The organism is Acidovorax sp. HMWF029, assembly GCF_003060895.1.
Taxonomy (GTDB): Bacteria; Pseudomonadota; Gammaproteobacteria; order Burkholderiales; family Burkholderiaceae_C; genus Acidovorax.
Window position 1 is genome coordinate 1 of sequence record NZ_QAIH01000183.1, and the last position, 20,255, is coordinate 20,255.

The window sequence follows — 20,255 nt, forward strand, 5'->3', positions numbered from 1 at the left end:
GCCCAGCACTTCGGCCGCAGGGCGCCACTGCTGCATGTGCTCGGGGCGGTGGTCGGCCCACAGCACGGGGGCCTGCACCTGCTCGGGCCCCAGGCGGGCCGACAGGCGCTCCAGCAGCTGGTGCAAGGCTTCGCCTGGGGCCGCAGTGTCGTCGGCACCGCCACGGCAACCGCCGCCGTGGTCGCCGGGCGGCAGCAGGCTGGCACTGCGGTGCAGCAGCGGGGCCGATTCCAGCAGGCGCAGCGTGATCTGGTTGGCCGGTGCGGCCAGGGTGGTGCGCGCCAGGTTTTCAGACAGCAGGCGCCGCAGGTGCGCCATGTCCTGCGTGGCCTGGGCGGTGCGCACCTGCAGGGCCTGCGTGGGGGCGATCACCACCCCGTCGATGCGCCGCAGGTCGTGGCGCCAGGCCAGCTCCAGCGCCAGTGCGCCCTGCTGGCGTGCCTGCAGCCAGCTCTGCAGGGCCGTGAGGCAACGGTGGGCGCTCCACAGCAGGGCATCGGCCGAGGTGGCCAGCGCGGGCAATTCGGTGGCCAGCGCAAACTGCTCGGGCAGCTCCAGCCAGGCATGGGCTTCGGGGGCTTCGCCCAGGGCCTGGTCCAGCACCCGCAGCACCCCGGCCCCCACGCGCCGGGCTAGCCCGGCACGCGGCAGCGCCCGCAATGCGCCCCAGGTGCGGCAACCCATGCGCTCCAGGCTTGCCACATGCGGGCGCAAGGCGGTCAGGGTGTGCAAAGGCAGGGTGTGCACCGCAGGCCTTTGCTGCCCTCGTGGTGCATGCCCGGCCAGCGCCATGCGCAACCAGGCCTGCGCCACCAGCGCAGTGGGGCCGCTGCCCCAGGGGGGCAACATGCCTGGGGGTTGTGGCGGTGCGCCCTGCCCCCCGGCGGCTTCGGCCCAGGCCTGCAATACCAGGGCCAGCAAGGCATCACGCCCGCCCCACAGGCGCTCGGTGGTGGAGACCTCCAGCAGCACGGTGTCGCCATCCACCAGCGCCACACGCGGGGTAAAGCGCAGGGCCCACCAGCCTGCGGTGGGGCCTGGCGGCGCAGCCATCGTGCCAGCCGCAGCCCCTGTGTCCTCCGGGCCGGTTGCGGGTTCATCCCGCCATGGCAGCGGCAATGCGATCCAGTGCATGTCCCCTCCCCTGCAGCGCCGCCAGCTCCCCCGGGGCCGGGGTTGCTGTGCTGTAGCTTGCCACCGTGGCGCGGGCCACCACCTGCGCGGCGTGGCGACGCTGGGCCTGCGCCGCCAGGGCCTGCGCCAGCCTGGGATGGCAGCCCGGCAGATCGAGCGCCTGCACCAGGGGTGGCCCCCGGCGCTTGAGAATCTGCACCTGCAAACCCGGCGCGGCAGACGTGGATACCCCGGCAGGCAGCCCCTGTACCTGCAGCCCCTGCACCTGCAGCCGCAGCAAGGCCGGTGACGCCTGTCGCGCAGCACTGACCGGGCGAAACACCCACAGCAGTTGCTGTTGCTGCGCCGCCGCCAGCTGCAGCCTGCGCAGGGCAGCAGCGGGTGCCTGCGGCAGCCAGGCCATAACGGCCAGCACACCATGGCACCGCAGCGCCTGCTCCGCCGCCCAGAATGCCGCACGGGCACTGCTTGCGCGCACCACACACAGCCGCTCGGGCGGCAGCCCCTGCGCTTTCAGCGCCGGGCCAAAGGGATCGCAAGGGGGCGCCACCGCCACCACGGCCCCGGAGCGGCGGGCCGTGGCCTGTGCCAGCGCGGGCAGCACCAGCTGCCATTCGTGCAGGCCCGCCAGGGGCTGCAGCACCTCGCACAGCGCCCCCACCGGCCAGCCCCCGCCGGGCAGTTGGGCATCCAGCAGCACATGCCCCGTGGGCTGAGCCTCCTGTGGGCCCGCACCCAGAGCATCGGCATGCCAGACACCAGGCACGGCAGAGGGCAGATCGGGCGCAATCCGCAAGGACAGGCTGGGCGCAGGCATGACTGTGGCGAGGCTTCAAAGAACAAGAATACTGTAAATATAACCAGTATTTTGGAGCATGGCGAGCCAGGTGGGGAAGGTTTCAGGATCCAGAGGACATGGGCCTGCGGGCGCTTGCAGGCAAGACCGAAGAGGCCTGATGGCCCCACTCCCGCTCAGCGCCTGTTTACTTCGCAGCGAGAGGGCAGCGTTTCAGCCTCGAACGCAAGAGACCATATAGGGTCTGCTCCAGACCCGATCCCTATGCGGCACACCCAGGTCATGCGAGAAAGCCACAGCAGCCAGGCTACCGCCGTCGCTTACGTTTTCTTATGGGGCTATGGCGCAAAACCCTGTTCATCACCGTCTTACGCCACGCGGAGCCCTCGCTTACCCGCTGCCTCGGCGTTCTCTCCAACGTAAAACCTCAACTCACACTGTTCCAGATAAGCACCAGGGTTTCCATGGGATACAGATGGCCAAAGGCCATTTTTTGCATCCTCCAGGCATTCAGGCCTGGGAAAACCCTGAAAAGTTCCCCATTGATTGTTTCCAATACTGGAACAGTTAGTTCGCGACCGGGTGGTTTTTCCTTGAACACCATCGGCGTACAGTTCATCCCATCGATGAGCCGAACCCGCAAGGCGACTCACCGAACCCGGTTCAGGAATGGTTTTTTGACCCGGCTTTTTTGAGACGCTTTTTTAACTTCAAGGATTTTCATCATGAACAACACCGCACGTTTCCTCTCTATCGCCGCTGTTGCTGCTTTCGCCTCTTTTGGCGCCTACGCCGACGAAGCCGATGCTTCGCAGTTCGCCACGAAGTTTGAAACCAACCGCACCCGCGCCGAAGTGGCCGCCGAAGCCGCCACCGTGGCTCAGACCCGCTCCATCGAGCCCGCTGGTTCGCGTGTGGTGACCTACAAGAGCACCGCCGACCGCGCTGCCGTGCGTGCCCAGGCTGCTGACGCTGTGCGCACCGGCCAGATTTCTTACGGTGAGCGTGGTTGATTTTTCAGCGCCTGATTCGCTGAATCCACCGCCCTTTCTGTTTCGTATTGCTCAGTACATCCCTCTTTTTTGAATTTCATCGGAGTTTCACCATGAACAAGACCGCTCGCATCATCTCCATCGCCGCTGTGGCTGCTTTCTCTGCCTTCGGCGCGCACGCTGACGAAGCTGATGGCTCGCAATTTGCCCTGAAGTTCGACACGAACCGCACCCGCGCTGAAGTGGCTGCTGAAGCCGCCACGGTGGCCCAGACCCGCTCTATCGAGCCTGCTGGTTCGCGTGTGGTGACCTACAAGTCCACGGCTGACCGTGCTGCTGTGCGTGCCCTGGCTGCTGAAGCCCTGCGCACGGGCCAGATCCCTTCGGGCGAATTCAGCGCCATGTAAGCCACCGGCTGCCTGCCGGGATGTCGCAGGACATGGCTGGCGGCTCAGCAAAGACAACGGGCTCCTTCGGGAGCCCGTTGTCTTTGTAAGTGACAGATGTACGGCAGGAGCACCGCCCACAGTCCGGTGATGGCTACGTTGTCGTCTGCACGTGCAATCGGCTTGATTTACAACGGTGCAAGGCGTTGTAGTACTCCAGGCGCCGACCATTGGAGCCATAGGCAATGGATTCGATGCGCAGCAGCGGCTCCGGGGTTGCCAGCTGCAGCAGCTCGCAGGTCTCGGCGTCGGGCAGCACGGCGTCGATCCAGCGCTCGGCGCGCACCAGGCGCACACCGTACTGGCGGCGCAGCACGTCGTACAGCGAACGGTCATCGAGGCGCATGCGGTGCAGGCCGGGCGCCAGGTCGGCGGGCACCACGGTTTCCACCAGCAGGCGCAGCTCACCGTCCACGCTGCGCAGCCGCTTGAGCGCCACCACCTGGGTATCGTCGGTGAGGCCCAATGCGCTGATCTCCTGCGGCGTGGGGTCGCGCAGCTGCTGCGACAGGATCTGGGTGCGCACCGAGCGGCCCTTGCGCTCCATTTCGTCGGAGAAGCCGAGCACGGTGGAGACAAAATCCTCATCGCGCTCGCGCGCCGCGACAAAGGCGCCGCGGCCCTTGATCTTGTAGATCAGGTTGTTGCGCACCAGGTCGGCTAGCGCCTCGCGCACCACGATGCGCGAGATGCCGAACTGCTCGCCCAGTTCGGCCTCGGAGGGCAGCTTGGCGCCTATGGCCAGTTCACCCTGCAGGATCTGCAGGCGCAGGGCATCGCGGAACTGCGCCCACAGGGGCGATTCGGAATTGCGGTCGAGCAGCGGCTGGAGTTCGTTCGGAGAATTCACGTCATGTCGGGCTCAGGGCCGGATGGGTGGTCAATGGAGCATGGAAAGCCGGCACGGCGTCGGAATCGGGGGCTGCGGGGGCCAGGCGCACGCCGTGGCGCTCACGCAATGCAGTGCTGCAATTGTGCAACTCCTGCCGTTCGCGCCCCGCATCCCAACCCAAAGCCTCTGCGGCAATGTCGGCCATCTCAGCCAGCGCGGCATCGGTGACCAGCCCGCGAATGGCCAGCAGCGTGCGGCGGATCACGAGGTCATCGAGATGGATCACGCCGGTTTCGGTGCACAGCCAAGCCACCTCCGCAGCCGAATAGTCGGGTGCGTGCTGCAGCGGCACGTCGCCGGCCACTTTGAAATGCTGGGCCATGCGCAAGGCCTGGGTGCCGTAGCGGCGCAGCAGCGCCTGGGCGCGCAAACGGTCCAGGCCGGAATCCTGGGCGATGCGGTCGATGAAGCGCTCGGTCGCCTGCCCACCCTGCGGCATGTCGGTTCCGCCGCCAATGGGCATCTGCCGGGTCGAAGCCTTGCGCCCGCGCCCCAGCAGGCGCAGCACCTCATCGGTGGCCTCCTCGGCCAGCGCGCGAAAGGTGGTCCATTTGCCGCCCACCAGGCCCACGACCGGGATATCGCGCGATGGGGACGGCGGGTCGATCACCACCGAATGGTCGCGCGAGATCTGCCCGGGCTTGTCGGCGTCCGAGCGTGCCAGTGGCCGCACTCCGACGTAGGTATAGACCACGTCACGCCGGTCGAAGGCCAGGTTGGGGAACTCCTCGCCCAGCACCTCGAGCAGGTAGTCCACCTCGGCCGGTTCGGTGGCGATCTGGTCGGGGTCGTCCACCGGGATGTCGGTGGAACCCACCAGCACCCGGTCCAGGAAGGGGTAGACGATGCAGACGCGCCCGTCCAGCGCCTCGAAATACGCCATGCGCCCGCCCAGCGCGTCGCGCAGTGTGGGGTGGTCGAGCACCAGATGCGAGCCCTTGGTGCCCATCACGCGCGGCACCGCGCCGCCCAGCAGCTCGGTGCTGCGGTCCAGCCAGGCGCCGCTGGCATTGACCACCGTGTCGGCCGTCACCTGCACCACCTCGCCCGTGACTTCGTCGCGCAGCGTGAGGGTCTTGCCCGCGCAGCCCATCACGCGGCAGTGGTTGCTGGCCACGGACCGGGGCTCGTCGCGCCAGGCGTCGCGCACCAGCTCCAGCACCAGCCATTCGGGGTGGCTGATCCAGGCGTCGAAAAAAGTCGCTGTCCAGCGCACGGCCGCACGGAACAGCAGGCGGTCGGCTGGCTGCACGCGGTTGATGCGGTGGTTGGGCATCACGCGCTGGCGCCGACCCAGGAGGTCGTACAGGCGCAGCCCCGTGGCCACGGCAAGAAGGCCGCGTGTTCGCTGGGGCGGCGTGCGGCCCAGGAACTTGAGCGCACTGCTCATCAGCCCGCCGAAGAAGCTGGACAGCGGCACCACGGTCTTGAGCGGCTGCACCAGGTGCGGCGCATTGCGCAAGAGCAGGTTGCGCTCGCGCGTGGCCTCGGCCACCAGCGAGAAGCTGCCGCTCTCCAGATAGCGCAGGCCGCCGTGGATCATGCGCGAGGGCGCGCTGCTGGCACCGGCGCTGAAATCGCCCTTGTCCACGATCAGGCAGTCCACGCCCTGCAGGGAAAGATCGCGGAACACGCCCACGCCGTTGATGCCGGCCCCCACGATCACCGTAGAGAAGTGGCGGCCGGCCACGGCAGCTGGACGCACGAATGGCAAGGGGATGGAGGCGCTCATGGCAAGGCCTCCACGCGCTGCGGCGGGACGGGGGTCGCCGTCGCTGCGGGGGGCTGTGGCGCGCGCTCGGGCACGTGGCCGGCCAGATGGCCAAAGACAGGGGACATGGTGGCGATCAGTTCGTTGAAGGAGGCGTTGAAGTCAGCGTGGGCACGTGCCTGGCTGGCATCGGGCTCGACCGTGTCGCAGTTCGCATGCAAGGGATGGGGGTCGATGCCCTGGGACCGGGCGGCATAGATCGCCGCGCCACGGGCACCGGTCTCGTCGTCTGCACAGCGCTCCACCGGGTGCCCCAGCAGGCCCGCCAGCAGGCGCACCAGGCGGGTATCGCTGGCGCCGCCGCCCAGCACGGTGGAAGCCGAGACCGACAAGCCCCCCGCCGCCAGCCGCGCCGTGTGGCGTACATGCAGGGCCGCCACCGCATCGACCACGGCACGCGCCATGTCGCCGCGCGTGTGGTGGCTCTTGAGGCCCACGAAGCCCGCCGTGACACCACCTCCGCCGTTCACAAAGGGCAAAAAGCGCAGTCCGCCGGCCCCCAGGGGCACGGACATCGCCAGGTCGACCACCGCACGCGCATCGGGCAAGCCCAACACGCCGGCCAGCCAGGCGATGTTGGCCATCGACGAGGGGCTGTTCTCCATGTACAAGCGCCTGTCGCGGGGACCGAAGTTCACGGTGGACGCCACGTCGGGCAGAGATTCGAGCACCGGACCGATCACGGCATTCACGCACCAGGTGCCCAGCACCGACACCGCACGGCCCCGCTCTTCGGCCCGCACGGCCGTCATCGCGGCCAGCAGGTCGATGGCGCCCATGGCCACGGGAATGCCCGCGGGCAGGCCATGCGCGGATGCCGCCGATGGCTGCAGCGTGCCGATGACCTCGCCACTGCGCACCAGTGGCCCGAAGGCCTGCGGCCCCAGGCCGGCGATGCCCGGGGCGGAAAAGGCCAGCGGCGACCACTCGCCGCTGGCCACGGACAGAAGGCCTGCCGTGCTGGCGTCGCTGGCGTCGGTGGCGATCTGGCCTGTGAGCAGAAAGCCCACATAGTCCTTGGCGAACATCAGGCGCTGCAGCGCGCCGCTGCGCATGGCATCGCTGCCCAGCAGCTCGGCGGCGATCACGGTGGGCTGGCCTGGCCAGGGCTGGCAGCCGACGTCTGCCAGCAGCAGTGGCCCGTGGCTGGCGGCCAGGGACTGGGCGCGTGCGCCGGCGCGCTGGTCGGTCGAGGCCACGGCGCGCCCGCCTGCGAGTTCACCGCGCGCATCCAGCGCGTACAGGCCTGCGCCATGCCCCGTGCAGCCGATGGCGCGCACATCGGCCACGCGGCGGCCCAGTTGGTGGACCACATCGCGCAGCACGGCGGACAGGGCCGAACGCAGCATGGGCTCGCCCACTTCGCAGCCACCGCCTGGCAGGCGGTCGTGCTGCAGGGGCATGCGGGACAGGGCGACGGTGCGGCCGCTCGCGGCCTCCAGGGCCAGGGCTTTGAGGCTGCTCGACCCGAGGTCGATGCCGATCAGTAGTTGGGTCTTCATGTCATAACAGCTTCCGCCGAACCAGCAGGTATATCCAGTAGTGTTTCCCCTAACTATCTGGAGATTAGATCCACGATTACATTCTACCTGTCATAACAACTGTCATGACAACAAGCACCCCATCGCAGCCCTGGAGAAAGCAGCATCCCATGCTGCACCGTTCAACAAGAGGAGACAAAAAATGAGGCGTAATTTCCTGAAGTCCGCAGCCGCCGCCGGTATCGGCCTGGCCGGCACCAGCGCATTCGCACAGCAGCCTGCAGCGGCCCCCGCCGCAGCGGGCGGCCTGCGCGGCAACCCCAGCGACGTCTACGTGATGAACGTGATGGTCTCGGGCGTGGAGTACTGGTTTCCGGTCTACGAAATGATGAAGCAGCTGGGCCGCACCCTGGGCGTGCGCACCCGCTACACCGGCACGCCGGAATACGACGTGAACAAGCAGCTGGCATCGTTCGAGCAGGAGCTGGCACGCAAGCCTGCCGGCATCCTGCTGCACCCCATGAACCCGGATCCGTTCATCGAACCCATCAACCGCGCAGCGGCCATGGGGATCCCGGTGGTTACCTTCGCAGCCGACTCGCCCAACTCCAAGCGCACCTCCTTCATCACCTCGGACAACGAGCGCGAAGGCGCGCAGGCCGCCGACGCCATTGCTGCATCGCTGGGCGGCAAGGGCGAATTCGCCGTGCTGGAAAACCCCGGCCAGGACAACCACGACCGCCGCATCGCCGCCTTCATCAACCGCATGAAGACCAAGCACCCCGGCATGAAGCTGGTGGGCCGCGCCGCGAGCAACCAGGACCCGAACAAGGCCTACCAGGCCGTGCAGAGCCTGGCGCAGGCCAACCCCAACCTGGGCGCACTGTTCATGCCCGAGGCGAACTCGGCCCTGGGTGCGGCACAGGCCAAGGTGGAGACCAAAAAGAACATCAAGGTGATGTGCTGCGACGTGAACGCCAAGATCCTGGACATGATCAAGTCCGGCGATGTGTTCGGCGCCATCAACCCCAACCAGGGCATGCAGGGCTACATGGGCATGATGATGCTGTTCCTCGCCAAGAACCCCGGCCTCATCGACCCGATGAACGACGCCAAGCGCAACGGCACGAACCCCATGGCTGTGCCCTTTCTGGACAACGGCCTGGCCGTGGTCAGCAAGGCCAACGCCGACGACTTCTACTGGGACAAGTACCTCGCGCGCCGCGGCACCAAGGGCATCAGCGAGTGAGCAACGACGCCATGGGTTCCCCCTTGCTCGCGCTGCGCGGCATCAGCAAGCGCTTCGGCGCTTCGCATGCGCTCTCGGGCGTGGACTTCTCGCTGCAGGCGGGCGAGATCCACGCCCTGTGCGGCGAGAACGGCGCGGGCAAGTCCACGCTGATGAACATCATCGATGGCATCCACCAGCCGGACGCGGGCGAGATTGTGCTCGACGGCCGCCCGGTGGTCATCGATGGCCCGGCCCAGGCCATGCGCCTGGGTATCGGCCTGGTGCACCAGGAAATCGCCCTGTGCGCCGACGCCACTGTGGCCGAGAACATCTTCATGCCGGAAATCAACGCGGGCCGGCAGACCTGGATGGACTACGCCGACCTCAACGCGCGCGCCGCCAGGGTGCTCCAGCGGCTGGGGCAGGACATCGACCCTGCGGCCTGCGTGGGCGAGCTCTCCATCTCCAGCCAGCAACTGATCGAGATCGCCAAGGCGCTCACACTCGACTGCAAGGTGCTGATCCTGGACGAGCCGACCGCCGCGCTCACGGACAACGAATCGACCGCCCTCTTTCGGGTGCTGCACGACCTCAAGGACCAGGGCATCGGCATCATCTACATCAGCCACCGCATGGCCGAGATCTTTGCGCACTGCACGCGCGTGACCGTGCTGCGCGACGGCCGCAACGTGCACTCGGGCCCGCTGGCCGATCTAAACGCCGACTCCCTGGTGCGCCGCATGGTCGGCCGCGACCTGGGCAACTACTACCCGCCCAAGCAGCAGGACGCAAACCGCGGCGAGGACGTGCTCGAAGTGCGTAACCTGGCCGATGGTGAGCGCGTGCACGGTGTTTCGTTCACCCTGCAGCGCGGCGAGATCCTGGGCATTGCCGGGCTCATGGGTGCCGGGCGCAGCGAGCTGGCGCAGACCCTGTGCGGCCTGCGCCCCGCCACCGGCGGCAGCGTACACCTGCGCGGCAAGCCGCTCTCGATCCGAAAGTACAGCCATGCGCTGCGCGAAGGCATCGCCTACCTCAGCGAAGACCGCAAGGCCGCAGGCGTGTACCTGGACCTGCCGATCGCGCAGAACATCGCCTCCATGGCCCTGGCGCGCGTGAGTTCGCGATTCGGCCTGCTGCAGCGTGTAGCCGAGCACCGGCTGGCGCAGGAGCTGGGCGCACGCCTGAAGCTCAAGTCCGACGGTGTGCAGATTGAGGTGGCGAGCCTGTCGGGCGGCAACCAGCAGAAAGTGGCTATTGCCAAGCTGCTGGCCACCAACCCCGCAGTGCTGCTGATGGATGAGCCCACGCGCGGCGTGGACGTGGGCGCCAAGTCGGAGATCCACCACATCCTGCGCGACCTGGCCTGCCAGGGCGTGGGCGTGGTGGTCATCTCCTCCGAACTGCCCGAGATCATCGGGCTGTGCGACCGGGCCCTCGTGATCAAGGGCGGCCGTGTCGCGGGCGAGGTGCAAGGCAAGGACATGACGGAAGAGGCGCTGCTGCGGCTGGCCTCGGGACTGGAACGACAAGAGGAGACGGCATGAATCACCCCGCACAACTAGACGCTGGCACCATGGCCGGCCTGCAGCCGCAGCGCCAGGCACCGGGAGGGCCCGGCAAACCTGGCGGCACCAAACTCACCAGCATGCGCGAGATGGGCCTGCTGGCCATCATCCTGGTGCTGTGCATCGGCATGAGCTTCGCCTCGCCCTACTTCCTGACCTGGGACAACATCCGCGCCATGCTGCTGTCGTTCTCCATCGAGGGCATCGTGGTCGTAGGCATGACCATCTTGCTGATCGTGGGTGGCATCGACCTGTCGGTGGGCTCGGTGGTGTGCTTTGCGATGGTGATCACGGGCAAACTCTTCCTAATGGGGTTCGACCCCTGGACTGCCGGGCTCATCGCAATCGCCGCCAGCGCGCTCATCGGGGCCATGATTGGCGGCTGCGTGGTGCGCATCGGGCTGAACCATTTCATCGCCTCGCTGGCCTTCATGGTCATTGTGCGCGGGCTGTGCCTGGCGCTCACGCAGGGCACGCCCCAGTCGCTGTTCTCGCTGCCGGCCTCGTTCAAGTTCATCGGCCAGGGCAATCTGTTCGGCATTCCGGCGGTGATCCTGATCTTTCTGTTCATCGTGGTGGTCAGCGACTTCGTGCTGCGCCGCGCCAGCCTGCTGCGCCGCGTGTTCTACACCGGCAGCAACGAGAAGGCGGCGCTGTACTCGGGTATCCGCGTGGGCCACGTGAAGTTCTGGGTCACGGTGCTGTGCGCAGCCTCGGCAGGCCTGGCGGGTGTGATCTACACCGCGCGTTTCGGTGCGGCCACGCCGACCTTCGGCGTGGGCATGGAGCTCAACGTGATTGCCGCGGCCGTGATCGGCGGCGCCAGCTTGAAGGGCGGCTCCGGCACGGTGCTGGGCGCCGTGCTGGGCCTGGCCCTGCTCTCGGTGGTGACCAGCTCGCTGATCCTGCTGGACGTATCGCCCTACTGGCAGGACGTGATCAAGGGCCTGATCCTGCTGGCCGCCGTGACCATCGACCACCTCATGAACACCCGAAAGACCAAGCGATGAATGCCGTGATGATGAACGCAGCGATGAAGACCACCACCCTGGGCCCGTCGGGCATCCAGTGCTCGGCCATTGGCCTGGGCACCTGGGCCATGGGCGGCTGGATGTGGGGCGGGCAGGACAGCGCTGCCGCCACCGAAGCCATACACGCCTCACTCGACGCCGGGGTGACACTGATCGACACCGCGCCGGCCTATGGCCTGGGAGCCTCCGAGCAGCTCGTCGGTGCGGCGCTCAAGGGTCGCCGCCACGAGGCGGTGATCGCCACCAAGTGCGGCCTGGTCTGGCACACGCAGCAGGGCACTCACTTCTTCGACGAAGACGGCCACCCTGTGCACCGCCACCTGGGCCGCGCATCGATCTTCCACGAAGCCGAGGAGAGCCTGAAACGCCTGCAGACCGACTACATCGACCTGTACATCACCCACTGGCAGGACAGCACCACGCCGGTCGAAGAGACCATGGATGCCCTGCTCGACCTCAAGAAGCAAGGCAAGATCCGCGCGATCGGCGTGAGCAACGTAGATGCGCCGACCCTGGCCGAGTACCTGCGCCACGGCCCCGTGGATGCCGCGCAGGAGCGCTACAGCCTGATCGACCGTGAGATCGAACAGACCCTGCTGCCGCTGTGCGGCCGCAACAACGTCGCCATCCTGGGCTATTCCTCGCTGGCGCTGGGCCTGCTGGCCGGCCCCATCGACCCGGCACGCCAGTTCACGGGCGACGACCAGCGCGCCAGCAATCCGCGCTTCAGCGCGGCCAACCGCACCCGGCTCAAGGGCTTCTTCGACGAGGTGGAGCCCCTGCGCCGGCAGTTCGGGTGCTCGTTTGGCCAGTTGATGATTGCCTGGACGCTGGCCAGCGGCAGCGTGTCGGTGGCGCTGTGCGGCGCGCGCACGCGGGCGCAGGCCACCGAAAACGCGACTGCGGGTGCGCTGGAGCTGCCCGAGGAAGCAGTGCAGCGCATCGACGATGCCGCAAGCGCCCACCTGAAGGCCCTGGCCTGACCCATATCCACCCCCAACCCAAGGACTTCTTCGTATGTCGAAAGACAAGACCGCACGCCTGAACCGCCTGCTCACCAACGGCCGCTGCCTGGACATCGCGCTCGACCACGGCGTATGCAACGAACCCAGCTTCCTCAATAGCCTGGAAGACATGCCCCAGGTGATGGACAAGCTCGTGGCCGCCGCGCCCGACGCCATCCAGCTCAACTACGGCCAAGCCGACCTGCTGCAGGACCGCCCAGGGCGCAGCAAGCCCGCGCTGGTGATGCGCATCGACATGGGCAACCCCTACAACGCCACGGCCCACCGCGTGATGTGGGCTGTGCTGCAGAACGAGCACGACCCGGTGCTGCCGGCCGTGCAGCGCGATGCGGCCTGCGTGGTGGTCAACCTCTTCATGTTGCCCAATGAGCCCGACCTGTTCCGCCAGTGCGTGCAAAACATCGCCCGCGTGCGCGCAGACTGCGACCGTTACGGCATGCCGCTGATGATCGAGCCGCTGGTGATGCGCCCGCACAGCGACCAGGGCGGCTACATGGTCGACGGCGACGCCGAGAAGATCGTCACCCTGGTGCGCCTGGCGCGCGAGATGGGCGCCGACATCGTGAAGGCCGACCCGACCACCGACCCAGCCGACTTCCACCGCGTGGTGCAGGCCGCGCGCTGCCCGGTGCTTGTGCGTGGCGGCGGCCGCGAGGAGCTGCAGCATGTGTTCGCGCGCTCGCGCGTTCTGCTCGACCAGGGGGCCGTGGGCATGGTCTACGGGCGCAACGTGTACCAGCACGCCAAACCATCGGCCGTGGTCGACGCGCTGATGGCCATGATCCACCGCGGTGCCAGCGCCGCAACAGCCTGGGACATCTACAGCACGGGAGCGCACGCGTCCTGAGGCAAAAAGAGCATTGCGCGCAGAAGGCTGCGCACCGACGAGAGCAAAACAAGAAGAGAGGGACCCAGGAGAAAACCCCGCGGCCTATGGCGAGAAAGCCAGCGGCCCGGCGCGCCTGTGCGCGCCTGCGGCGGGCGATCGCAAGGATCGAGGAAGAAGGTTCACACAGAACCGCTCAAACAGGAGACGACGATGAAAATCCGGTATTACCTGATGGCACTGCTGCTGCCGTTCGCCACCTTGCTCACGCATGCGGCGATCACGGGGGTCAACCCGATGACGACCCTCACCACCATGGCGGCTGCGGTCACGCAGGCCGCCGCGGCACCGCTCCCGCTGCAGGGGCCGGGCCTGGGCAATCTTACCTACACCTCGGCCGAGCTGTTCAAGCCGGTCTCCATGATCACCCGCGCCTCGGGCGACGTGCCGGCCACCTACCCTGGCCGCAAGGACTACGGGCTGAACGTGGGCATCATGCTCAACGGCTATTTCCTGACCTCCTTCGCGCCCGACAGCGGCCTGGGCCCCGGGGGCTTTCTGCTGTACGACGTATCCAACCCGCGGGCCATCGTGCTCGTCAAGAAGATCTACGAGCCCGAGGGCCGCACCAAGGAGTTCCGCGAGGCGCACGCTTTCGGCACGGCCAAGATCGGTGGCCGCCAGTACGTGGTGGTACCCAGCATCAAGGGCATCGAGTTCTGGGACTTCACCGACATCAACAACATCCAGCAGGTCAAGAAGCTGGCGCTGCCCACAGTGAACGGCGGTGACTACGCCAACGTGGCCTGGCAGCTTTGGTGGCAGGCGCCTTACGTGTATGTGGCCTCGGCCAACGACGGCGTGTACATCGTCGATGCCAGTGACCCCGCCAATGCCGTGATCGCCAACCGCGGGGCGGGAAAGCCCAACCCCGTGCCCACCGGCGAGCTCGGCGGCTTTCGCGTGGGCCCCATCTTCACCATGGGCAACCACATGGTGCTGACCTCGATGGACAACACCGACGGCTTTGCCAGCCTGGACATTTCCGACCCGCTCAACCCCAAGGTGCTAGACACCGTGGGCTCCAACCCCAACTACTACGCTACCTGCTTCGATGGCCGCAACTTGCATGCCTCGGCCCGTGGCAGCGGCGCCAAGATGTACAGCTACGACCTGCTGGACCGCACGCAGTTCGTGGTGGAGGACAACCGCCTCGTCATCGACGAGCAACTGTACTGCGGCACGCAGGACCACTACGTCTTCCAGGGGGCGCAGTTCAAGGTGCACAAGGTGGACGTGAGCAACCCGCTCAACCACGTGGAAGTGGGCCAGGGCAGCCTGTTCGCCACCAGTGACCCTGAATACTCGCACTCCGACCACGGCCAGGTCGCGCCCATGGGCAACCTACTGTTCATCGGCAACGACCACGGCTCGGGCAGCGGCTTCATCGTGCACCAGACGGCACGCGACACCACGCCACCTGCGGTCAAGCAAACATCTCCCCCCCAAGGCGCCAAGCAGCAGGCGCTGACCTCGCGCATCGGCGTAGGTCTGACGGACAGCATCCTGCCAGAGAGCGTGAACGCCAGTACCTTCATCGTGCGCCCTGTCAATGGCAACACCCTGCAAGGTACCTACAGCGTGCAACTGGGCATCATCAATTTCCACCCCGCGCAACCCTTGGCAGCAGGTACCACCTATGAAATCCTGCTCCCCGCAGGCGGCGTGAAAGACTATGCAGGCAATGCCATCGCCAGTCAGTACCGTTCCGTGTTCCACACCGGCAACGCCACCGACATCAGCCTGATGAACCACTGGCCTCTGATCAGAGGGCTTGCCGATGAGATCAGCGCCAACAATGGCACGGCTTCGGCAGCGGACCAGTTCGGCAGCATCGGCCTGAATTTTGCGCAGCGCACCGGCGGCGTGCAGCTTAAAAACGATGGTGTGGCCACTGCCCTGGGCGGCACGGCGTCGCTGGCGTTCTACATGAAAACCACGCAGAACGGTTCAGCCAACGCCTGGACGGCGCCAGGCCTCTTCGGGCGCGACCAGTCGGGCGGCGCGGACGATGTGTTCTGGGGCTGGATCGACAACACCGGCCGCATGAACCTCTCGGTGGGCAACGTGACGGGCAACAACTCCGGCACCCGCTCCACCACCGCCGTGAACGACGGCAACTGGCACCATGTGGTGATGACACGCGACGCGGCCTCGGGCGCGCAGACCCTGTACATCGACGGCGTCAAAACCAGCTCGACAGGTCTCCCCGGCACCAAGGGCCTATCCAACAAGTTCGCGCTGCTCGGGCAGATCCAGGGCAATACCGACTTCTTCCGCGGAAGCCTGGCCGATGTGCGCGTCTACGGGCGTGTTCTCAGCGATGCCGATGTCGCGCAGCTGCGCTCGCAAGCCATCATCGGCGATGCAGGCGTCAGCGGCGGGCCGCAGTTGGTGAACGGGCAACTGTCGTTCGACCCCACCCGCCTGGGCGGTGGCAGCGGCGTCACCTACCGTTGGAATTTCGGCAACGGCACGCAGACCGCCTTCTCGTCACAGGCAAATACCACCTACAGCTACAACCGCCCCGGCCACTACACGGTGACCCTGACAGTGCGCGACGCAGCGGGCCTGGAGACCTTCTACACCTACAACGTGACTGTGACCTTCCCGACCACGGCCACAGCGCCCACGCATTCGAGCAATATCGTCGGCGACGCCAACAACGTCTACACGGTGAACCCAGACAGCGGCACGGTAGCGGCCATCGACGCCACGGCCCTGAGCAAGCGCTGGGAAACCCGCGTAGGCGACGAGCCCAAAACCCTGGCCCGCGCACCGGACGGCCGCCTCTGGGTCACCGTGCAGGGCGAGGACAAGCTCGTGGCCTTGAACCCAGCCGATGGCAGCATCTCCGCGACCATTTCGCTGGCCTATGGCAGCGGCCCTTATGGCGTGGCGTTCACACCCAACGGCAGCAAGGGGCTGCTCTCGCTGGAGAGCAAATCCACCCTGCTCACCTTCGATCCTGCCAACGGCAGCATCACGGGAACACTGACGCTCGAAGGCGACCTGCGCGGCATTGCAGTGGCGGCAGACTCTCAAACTGCCTACATCACACGTTTCAAGTCCTTGATGACGGGCGGCCAGTTGCACAAGGTGAATCTCAATGGCATGCAACTGCTGTCCACCATCGCTCTTCCTGTGGACACGACGACAGTGGACACTGAGAACAGCGCGCGCGGCGTGGCTAATTACCTGAGCCAGGTGGTGATCTCGCCCGATGGCTCGCGCGCAGTGCTGCCGGGCAAGAAGGACAACATCGTGCGCGGGCGCTTCCGCGACGGCAACGACCTGCTGCACGACCAGACGGTGCGCTCCATCCTCTCGCAGGTGGATCTGGCCCAGGCAACGCACCTGCTGCCCGAGCAGATCGACTTCGACGACCGCGCACCGGCGCGGGCCGCCCTCTTCTCCCCTGCGGGCGACTACCTGTTCGTCGCGCAGATGGAGGGCAACAACATCGCCATCGTCGATACCTACACCCGCGCCGTGCGCGGCGAGATAAAGGCCAGCAGCGCGCCGCACGGCCTGTACCTGGACGCCACACGCAAGCGATTGTTCGTGAACAATTTCCTCGCGCGCTCGGTCACCGTGCACGATGTGGCTGACGTTCTGGCCTCGCGCAGCGCGGCGGCGGTGTTCCTGCAGAACATCACCACGGTGGCGCAAGAGCCGCTGGCGGCAGCCGCTCTGCGCGGCAAGCTGGTGTTTTACAACGCCGCCGACAGGCGCATGAGCAAGGACAACTACATGTCCTGCGCGAGCTGCCACGCAGATGGCGGCGACGACGGCATGGTCTGGGACTTCACGCAGCGCGGAGAGGGCCTGCGCCGCACCATCAGCCTGCAGGGCCGGCGCGGTACCGGCCACGGCAAGCTGCACTGGAGCGCCAACTTCGACGAGGTGCAAGACTTCGAGAACGACATGCGCAGCGCGTTCGGCGGCACCGGCTTCCTGAGCGACGCGGACTTTGCTGCGACCAGCGACCCGCTGGGCGCACCCAAGGCCGGTCGCAATGCGCAGCTCGACGACCTGGCGGCCTATCTGGCATCGCTCAACAAGTACCTGCGCAGCCCGGCACGCGCTGCCGACGGCAGCCTCACGGTAGAGGCTGCGCGCGGGCAGACCCTGTTTGCCAACGCCAACTGCGCCAGTTGCCATGCGGGCGGGACTTTCCAGGACGGCCTCCGGCACGATGTGGGAAGCATCCAGCCATCATCCGGCAAGGGTGCCAGCCAGCCACTGGCCGGCGTGGGTTTCGACACCCCCACCCTGCTGGGCAGCTGGGCTGCCAAGTCCTACCTGCACAACGGCCAGAAGGCCAGCGTGCTGGACGTGATCGCGGGAGGCCACGGCAACGCGGCAGGCCTGCCCGCAGCCGACCGGCAGGCGCTGGCCAACTACGTGCGCTCGCTGGACACGGCGTCCGAATACACCACGCGCCTGCGCTCCAGCCACAGCAGCCTGTGCGTGAACATCAGGGGGGCCTCGGCTGCCAGCGGCGCGGTCGCCATCCAGTGGCCCTGTGGCACGGCGAACAACGAGACCTTCACGGTGCGCAACTTCTCGGGCGGCTACGTGCAGCTGGTCGCCAAGCACAGCAACCTGTGCCTGGCACAGGACAGCACCGCCACCAGCGGTGCCGGTGTGGTGCAACTGGCCTGCACGGTGGGCAACACGGCGCAGTGGACCTTGTCAGGATCGACGCTGCGCAACCGTGCATCGGGCGCCTGCCTCGATGTGCCCAACAACTCGACTGCGCAGGACATCCCCCTGCTCACTTGGACCTGCAATGCGGGCAACAACCAGAACTGGCTCCAGTTGCCCTGACCGTTGCCCCAAGGCTCTGGAGGCTGCGCGAGCAAAAAAAGCCGGGGCCCTCAGGCCCCGGCTTCATGTGATTGGCAGTCGCCACACCAGTCACGGAAAAGTGCTGCCTTTGTTACTGCAGGATGGTCACACCGGTCTTGGCTTGCAACGCCTCAAACGTTACTCCCGGTGCCAACTCCACCAGCTTGAGGCCTTGTGGCGTCACATCCAGCACAGCCAAGTCAGTAATGATGCGGTCCACCACACCCACGCCGGTCAGGGGCAGCGTGCAGGCAGGCAAGATCTTGAGGTCTTCGGTGCCATCCTTCTTCTTGGCCACATGTTCCATGAGCACGATCACGCGCTTGACACCAGCCACCAGGTCCATGGCACCGCCCATTCCCTTGACCATCTTGCCAGGGATCATCCAGTTGGCCAGATCGCCCTTTTCGCTGACCTGCATGGCGCCCAGGATGGACAGGTTGATCTTGCCGCCACGGATCATGGCGAACGACTGGTCGCTGCCAAAGATGGACGAGCCCTTGATGGTTGTTACCGTCTGCTTGCCAGCGTTGATGAGGTCCGGGTCCACCTTGTCTTCGGTCGGGAAGGGCCCGATGCCCAGCATGCCGTTCTCGGACTGCAGCCACACTTCCTTGTCACCGGTGAAATTGGCCACCAGCGTAGGAATGCCGATGCCCAGGTTCACATAGAAACCATCTTCGAGTTCTTGCGCCGCACGGGCGGCCATCTGGTCTTGGGTCCACGGCATGGTCAGGCTCCTGCTTTCTCGGTCTTGGTCTCGGTAATCGTTCGCTTTTCGATGCGCTTTTCGGGGTTGGCATTGAGCACGATGCGGTGCACATAAATGCCGGGCAGATGGATGTCGTCGGGGGCCAGCTCACCCACTTCCACGATTTTTTCCACTTCAACGATGCAGACCTTGCCAGCAGTGGCCGCCGCCGGGTTGAAGTTGCGCGCCGTCAGGTTGAAGCGCAGGTTGCCCGATTTGTCGGCTACGTCGGCCTTGACCAGAGAGACCTCCGGCACCAGCGAGCGCTCCATCACATAGGTTTCGCCGTCGAACTCGCGCAGTTCCTTGCCTTCGGCCACGATGGTGCCCACGCCAGTCTTGGTGAAAAAGGCCGGGATGCCTGCACCACCAGCGCGCAGCTTCTCAGCCAGCGTGCCCTGGGGCGTGAACTCCAGCTCCAGCTCGCCCGCCAGGTACTGGCGCTCGAACTCCTTGTTTTCACCCACGTAGGACGAGATCATTTTCTTGATCTGCCGGGTTTCGAGCAGCTTGCCCAGGCCAAAGCCATCGACGCCCGCGTTGTTGGAGATCACGGTGAGGTTCTTCGCTCCCGAATCGCGCAGTGCGTCGATCAGGGCTTCAGGAATGCCACACAGCCCAAAACCGCCCACAGCCATGAGCTGGCCGTCGGCAACCACGCCCTTGAGGGCCTCGGCTGCGGAGGGGAATATCTTGTTCACCACGATCTCCTTGTGAATGTTGGATGCGATACGATACTACGTACAAACATAAGTAGTACCCCGTAAAGACTTGCACTATGGACGTAGATTACCGACTGGCTTTTGACATGGCCCCCGTGGGGCTGGTGCTGTCACGCAACCGCACCATGGTCGATTGCAACCGCCATGTCTGCGAGATGTTCGGCGCTTCGCGCGAGGTGCTCATCGGCCAGTCGTTCCAGGTACTTTACCCAAGCGCCGACGAATATGAGCGCCTGGGCGCGCACATGGAGCCCATCCTGAACGCCAAGGGCCACTATGCGGACAACCGCATCATGAAGCGCGCCAACGGCGAGGTGTTCTGGTGCCATGTATCGGGCCGTGCGCTCAACCGCGAGAATCCGCACGCTTCAGGCATCTGGAGCTTTGAAGACCTGAGTTCGCAACGTACCGTGAAGGCCGAGCTTACGGGCCGCGAGCGCGAGGTGGCGGCACGCCTGCTGGAGGGCCTGACCTCCAAGGAGATCGGCCGGGCACTGGAGATCAGCCACCGCACAGTGGAGATCTACCGCGCGCGCCTTATGCGCAAGTACAACGCCTCCACCGCCGCCGACCTGGTGCACAAGCTGCTGGCCGGTGGATAGGCTCCCCCTGAGTCGCTTCGCGCCTTCCCCTTGAGGGGGACACCACCAGTGGCCTGGCAAAGCCAGTTCCACG

The 20,255-nt window shown here is 66.2% G+C and carries 16 protein-coding genes; 9 read left to right on the plus strand and 7 right to left on the minus strand.

Going from position 1 to position 20,255, the window contains the following annotated elements; translation table 11 throughout:
- On the minus strand, positions 1–1,134 hold a 1,134-nt coding region (locus tag DBR12_RS12495), incomplete at its 3' end, for a hypothetical protein (protein ID WP_108617562.1).
- Positions 1,097–1,951: a translesion DNA synthesis-associated protein ImuA gene (gene imuA / locus DBR12_RS12500; RefSeq protein WP_108617543.1), complete on the minus strand. Its 855-nt coding sequence runs from the start codon at positions 1,949–1,951 to the stop codon at positions 1,097–1,099. The genes DBR12_RS12495 and imuA, both read right to left, overlap by 38 nt.
- A 704-nt stretch (positions 1,952–2,655) precedes the next feature.
- Between imuA and DBR12_RS12505 the strand changes: the two genes are divergently transcribed.
- Both DBR12_RS12505 and DBR12_RS12510 read left to right on the plus strand, forming a co-directional pair.
- Complete coding sequence (locus DBR12_RS12505) at positions 2,656–2,943, plus strand: DUF4148 domain-containing protein (RefSeq protein ID WP_108617544.1); 288 nt, start codon at positions 2,656–2,658, stop codon at positions 2,941–2,943.
- A gap of 92 nt (positions 2,944–3,035) precedes the next feature.
- Complete coding sequence (locus tag DBR12_RS12510; protein WP_108617545.1) at positions 3,036–3,329, plus strand: DUF4148 domain-containing protein; 294 nt, start codon at positions 3,036–3,038, stop codon at positions 3,327–3,329.
- Positions 3,330–3,462: 133 nt separating this feature from the next.
- Here DBR12_RS12510 and DBR12_RS12515 read toward each other — a convergent pair whose 3' ends face one another.
- The 3 genes from DBR12_RS12515 to DBR12_RS12525 are packed head-to-tail and all read right to left on the minus strand — an operon-like array spanning position 3,463 to position 7,533.
- On the minus strand, positions 3,463–4,218 hold the full coding sequence (locus DBR12_RS12515; RefSeq protein WP_108617546.1) for a GntR family transcriptional regulator: 756 nt from the start codon (positions 4,216–4,218) through the stop codon (positions 3,463–3,465).
- Between the two features lies 1 nt (position 4,219).
- Positions 4,220–5,992 (minus strand): glycerol-3-phosphate dehydrogenase/oxidase, encoded by a 1,773-nt coding sequence (locus DBR12_RS12520; protein ID WP_108617547.1) that lies wholly within the window; start codon positions 5,990–5,992, stop codon positions 4,220–4,222.
- Positions 5,989–7,533 (minus strand): FGGY family carbohydrate kinase, encoded by a 1,545-nt coding sequence (locus tag DBR12_RS12525; protein WP_108617548.1) that lies wholly within the window; start codon positions 7,531–7,533, stop codon positions 5,989–5,991. The genes DBR12_RS12520 and DBR12_RS12525 overlap by 4 nt, the downstream gene beginning before the upstream one ends.
- 181 nt (positions 7,534–7,714) lie before the next feature.
- Between DBR12_RS12525 and DBR12_RS12530 the strand changes: the two genes are divergently transcribed.
- The 6 genes from DBR12_RS12530 (at position 7,715) to DBR12_RS12555 (ending at position 18,086) form a co-directional block, all read left to right on the plus strand.
- Positions 7,715–8,761: a substrate-binding domain-containing protein gene (locus DBR12_RS12530; protein ID WP_108617549.1), complete on the plus strand. Its 1,047-nt coding sequence runs from the start codon at positions 7,715–7,717 to the stop codon at positions 8,759–8,761.
- 11 nt (positions 8,762–8,772) lie between these two features.
- Positions 8,773–10,290 carry a sugar ABC transporter ATP-binding protein gene (locus tag DBR12_RS12535; protein WP_108617563.1) on the plus strand — a complete coding sequence of 506 codons (1,518 nt, stop codon included), beginning with the start codon at positions 8,773–8,775 and terminating at the stop codon, positions 10,288–10,290.
- Positions 10,287–11,321, plus strand: coding sequence for an ABC transporter permease (locus DBR12_RS12540; protein WP_108617550.1), 1,035 nt, complete (start codon positions 10,287–10,289; stop codon positions 11,319–11,321). The genes DBR12_RS12535 and DBR12_RS12540 overlap by 4 nt, the downstream gene beginning before the upstream one ends.
- Positions 11,318–12,325: an aldo/keto reductase gene (locus tag DBR12_RS12545; protein ID WP_108617551.1), complete on the plus strand. Its 1,008-nt coding sequence runs from the start codon at positions 11,318–11,320 to the stop codon at positions 12,323–12,325. The genes DBR12_RS12540 and DBR12_RS12545 overlap by 4 nt, the downstream gene beginning before the upstream one ends.
- Before the next feature lie 34 nt (positions 12,326–12,359).
- On the plus strand, positions 12,360–13,214 hold the full coding sequence (locus tag DBR12_RS12550; RefSeq protein ID WP_108617552.1) for a class I fructose-bisphosphate aldolase: 855 nt from the start codon (positions 12,360–12,362) through the stop codon (positions 13,212–13,214).
- Between the two features lie 192 nt (positions 13,215–13,406).
- Positions 13,407–18,086: a LamG-like jellyroll fold domain-containing protein gene (locus DBR12_RS12555; RefSeq protein WP_108617553.1), complete on the plus strand. Its 4,680-nt coding sequence runs from the start codon at positions 13,407–13,409 to the stop codon at positions 18,084–18,086.
- A 112-nt stretch (positions 18,087–18,198) separates the two neighbouring features.
- On the opposite strand, the gene DBR12_RS12560 is transcribed toward DBR12_RS12555, so the two are convergent.
- Both DBR12_RS12560 and DBR12_RS12565 read right to left on the minus strand, forming a co-directional pair.
- Complete coding sequence (locus DBR12_RS12560) at positions 18,199–18,837, minus strand: 3-oxoacid CoA-transferase subunit B (RefSeq protein WP_108617554.1); 639 nt, start codon at positions 18,835–18,837, stop codon at positions 18,199–18,201.
- 2 nt (positions 18,838–18,839) lie between these two features.
- The gene (locus DBR12_RS12565) at positions 18,840–19,559 is read right to left on the minus strand and encodes a CoA transferase subunit A (protein ID WP_108617564.1); all 720 of its coding nucleotides are present in this window, start codon (positions 19,557–19,559) and stop codon (positions 18,840–18,842) included.
- A 77-nt stretch (positions 19,560–19,636) separates the two neighbouring features.
- On the opposite strand from DBR12_RS12565, the gene DBR12_RS12570 reads away from it, so the two are divergent.
- Complete coding sequence (locus DBR12_RS12570; protein WP_094290661.1) at positions 19,637–20,182, plus strand: PAS and helix-turn-helix domain-containing protein; 546 nt, start codon at positions 19,637–19,639, stop codon at positions 20,180–20,182.
- Positions 20,183–20,255 lie beyond the last annotated feature (73 nt).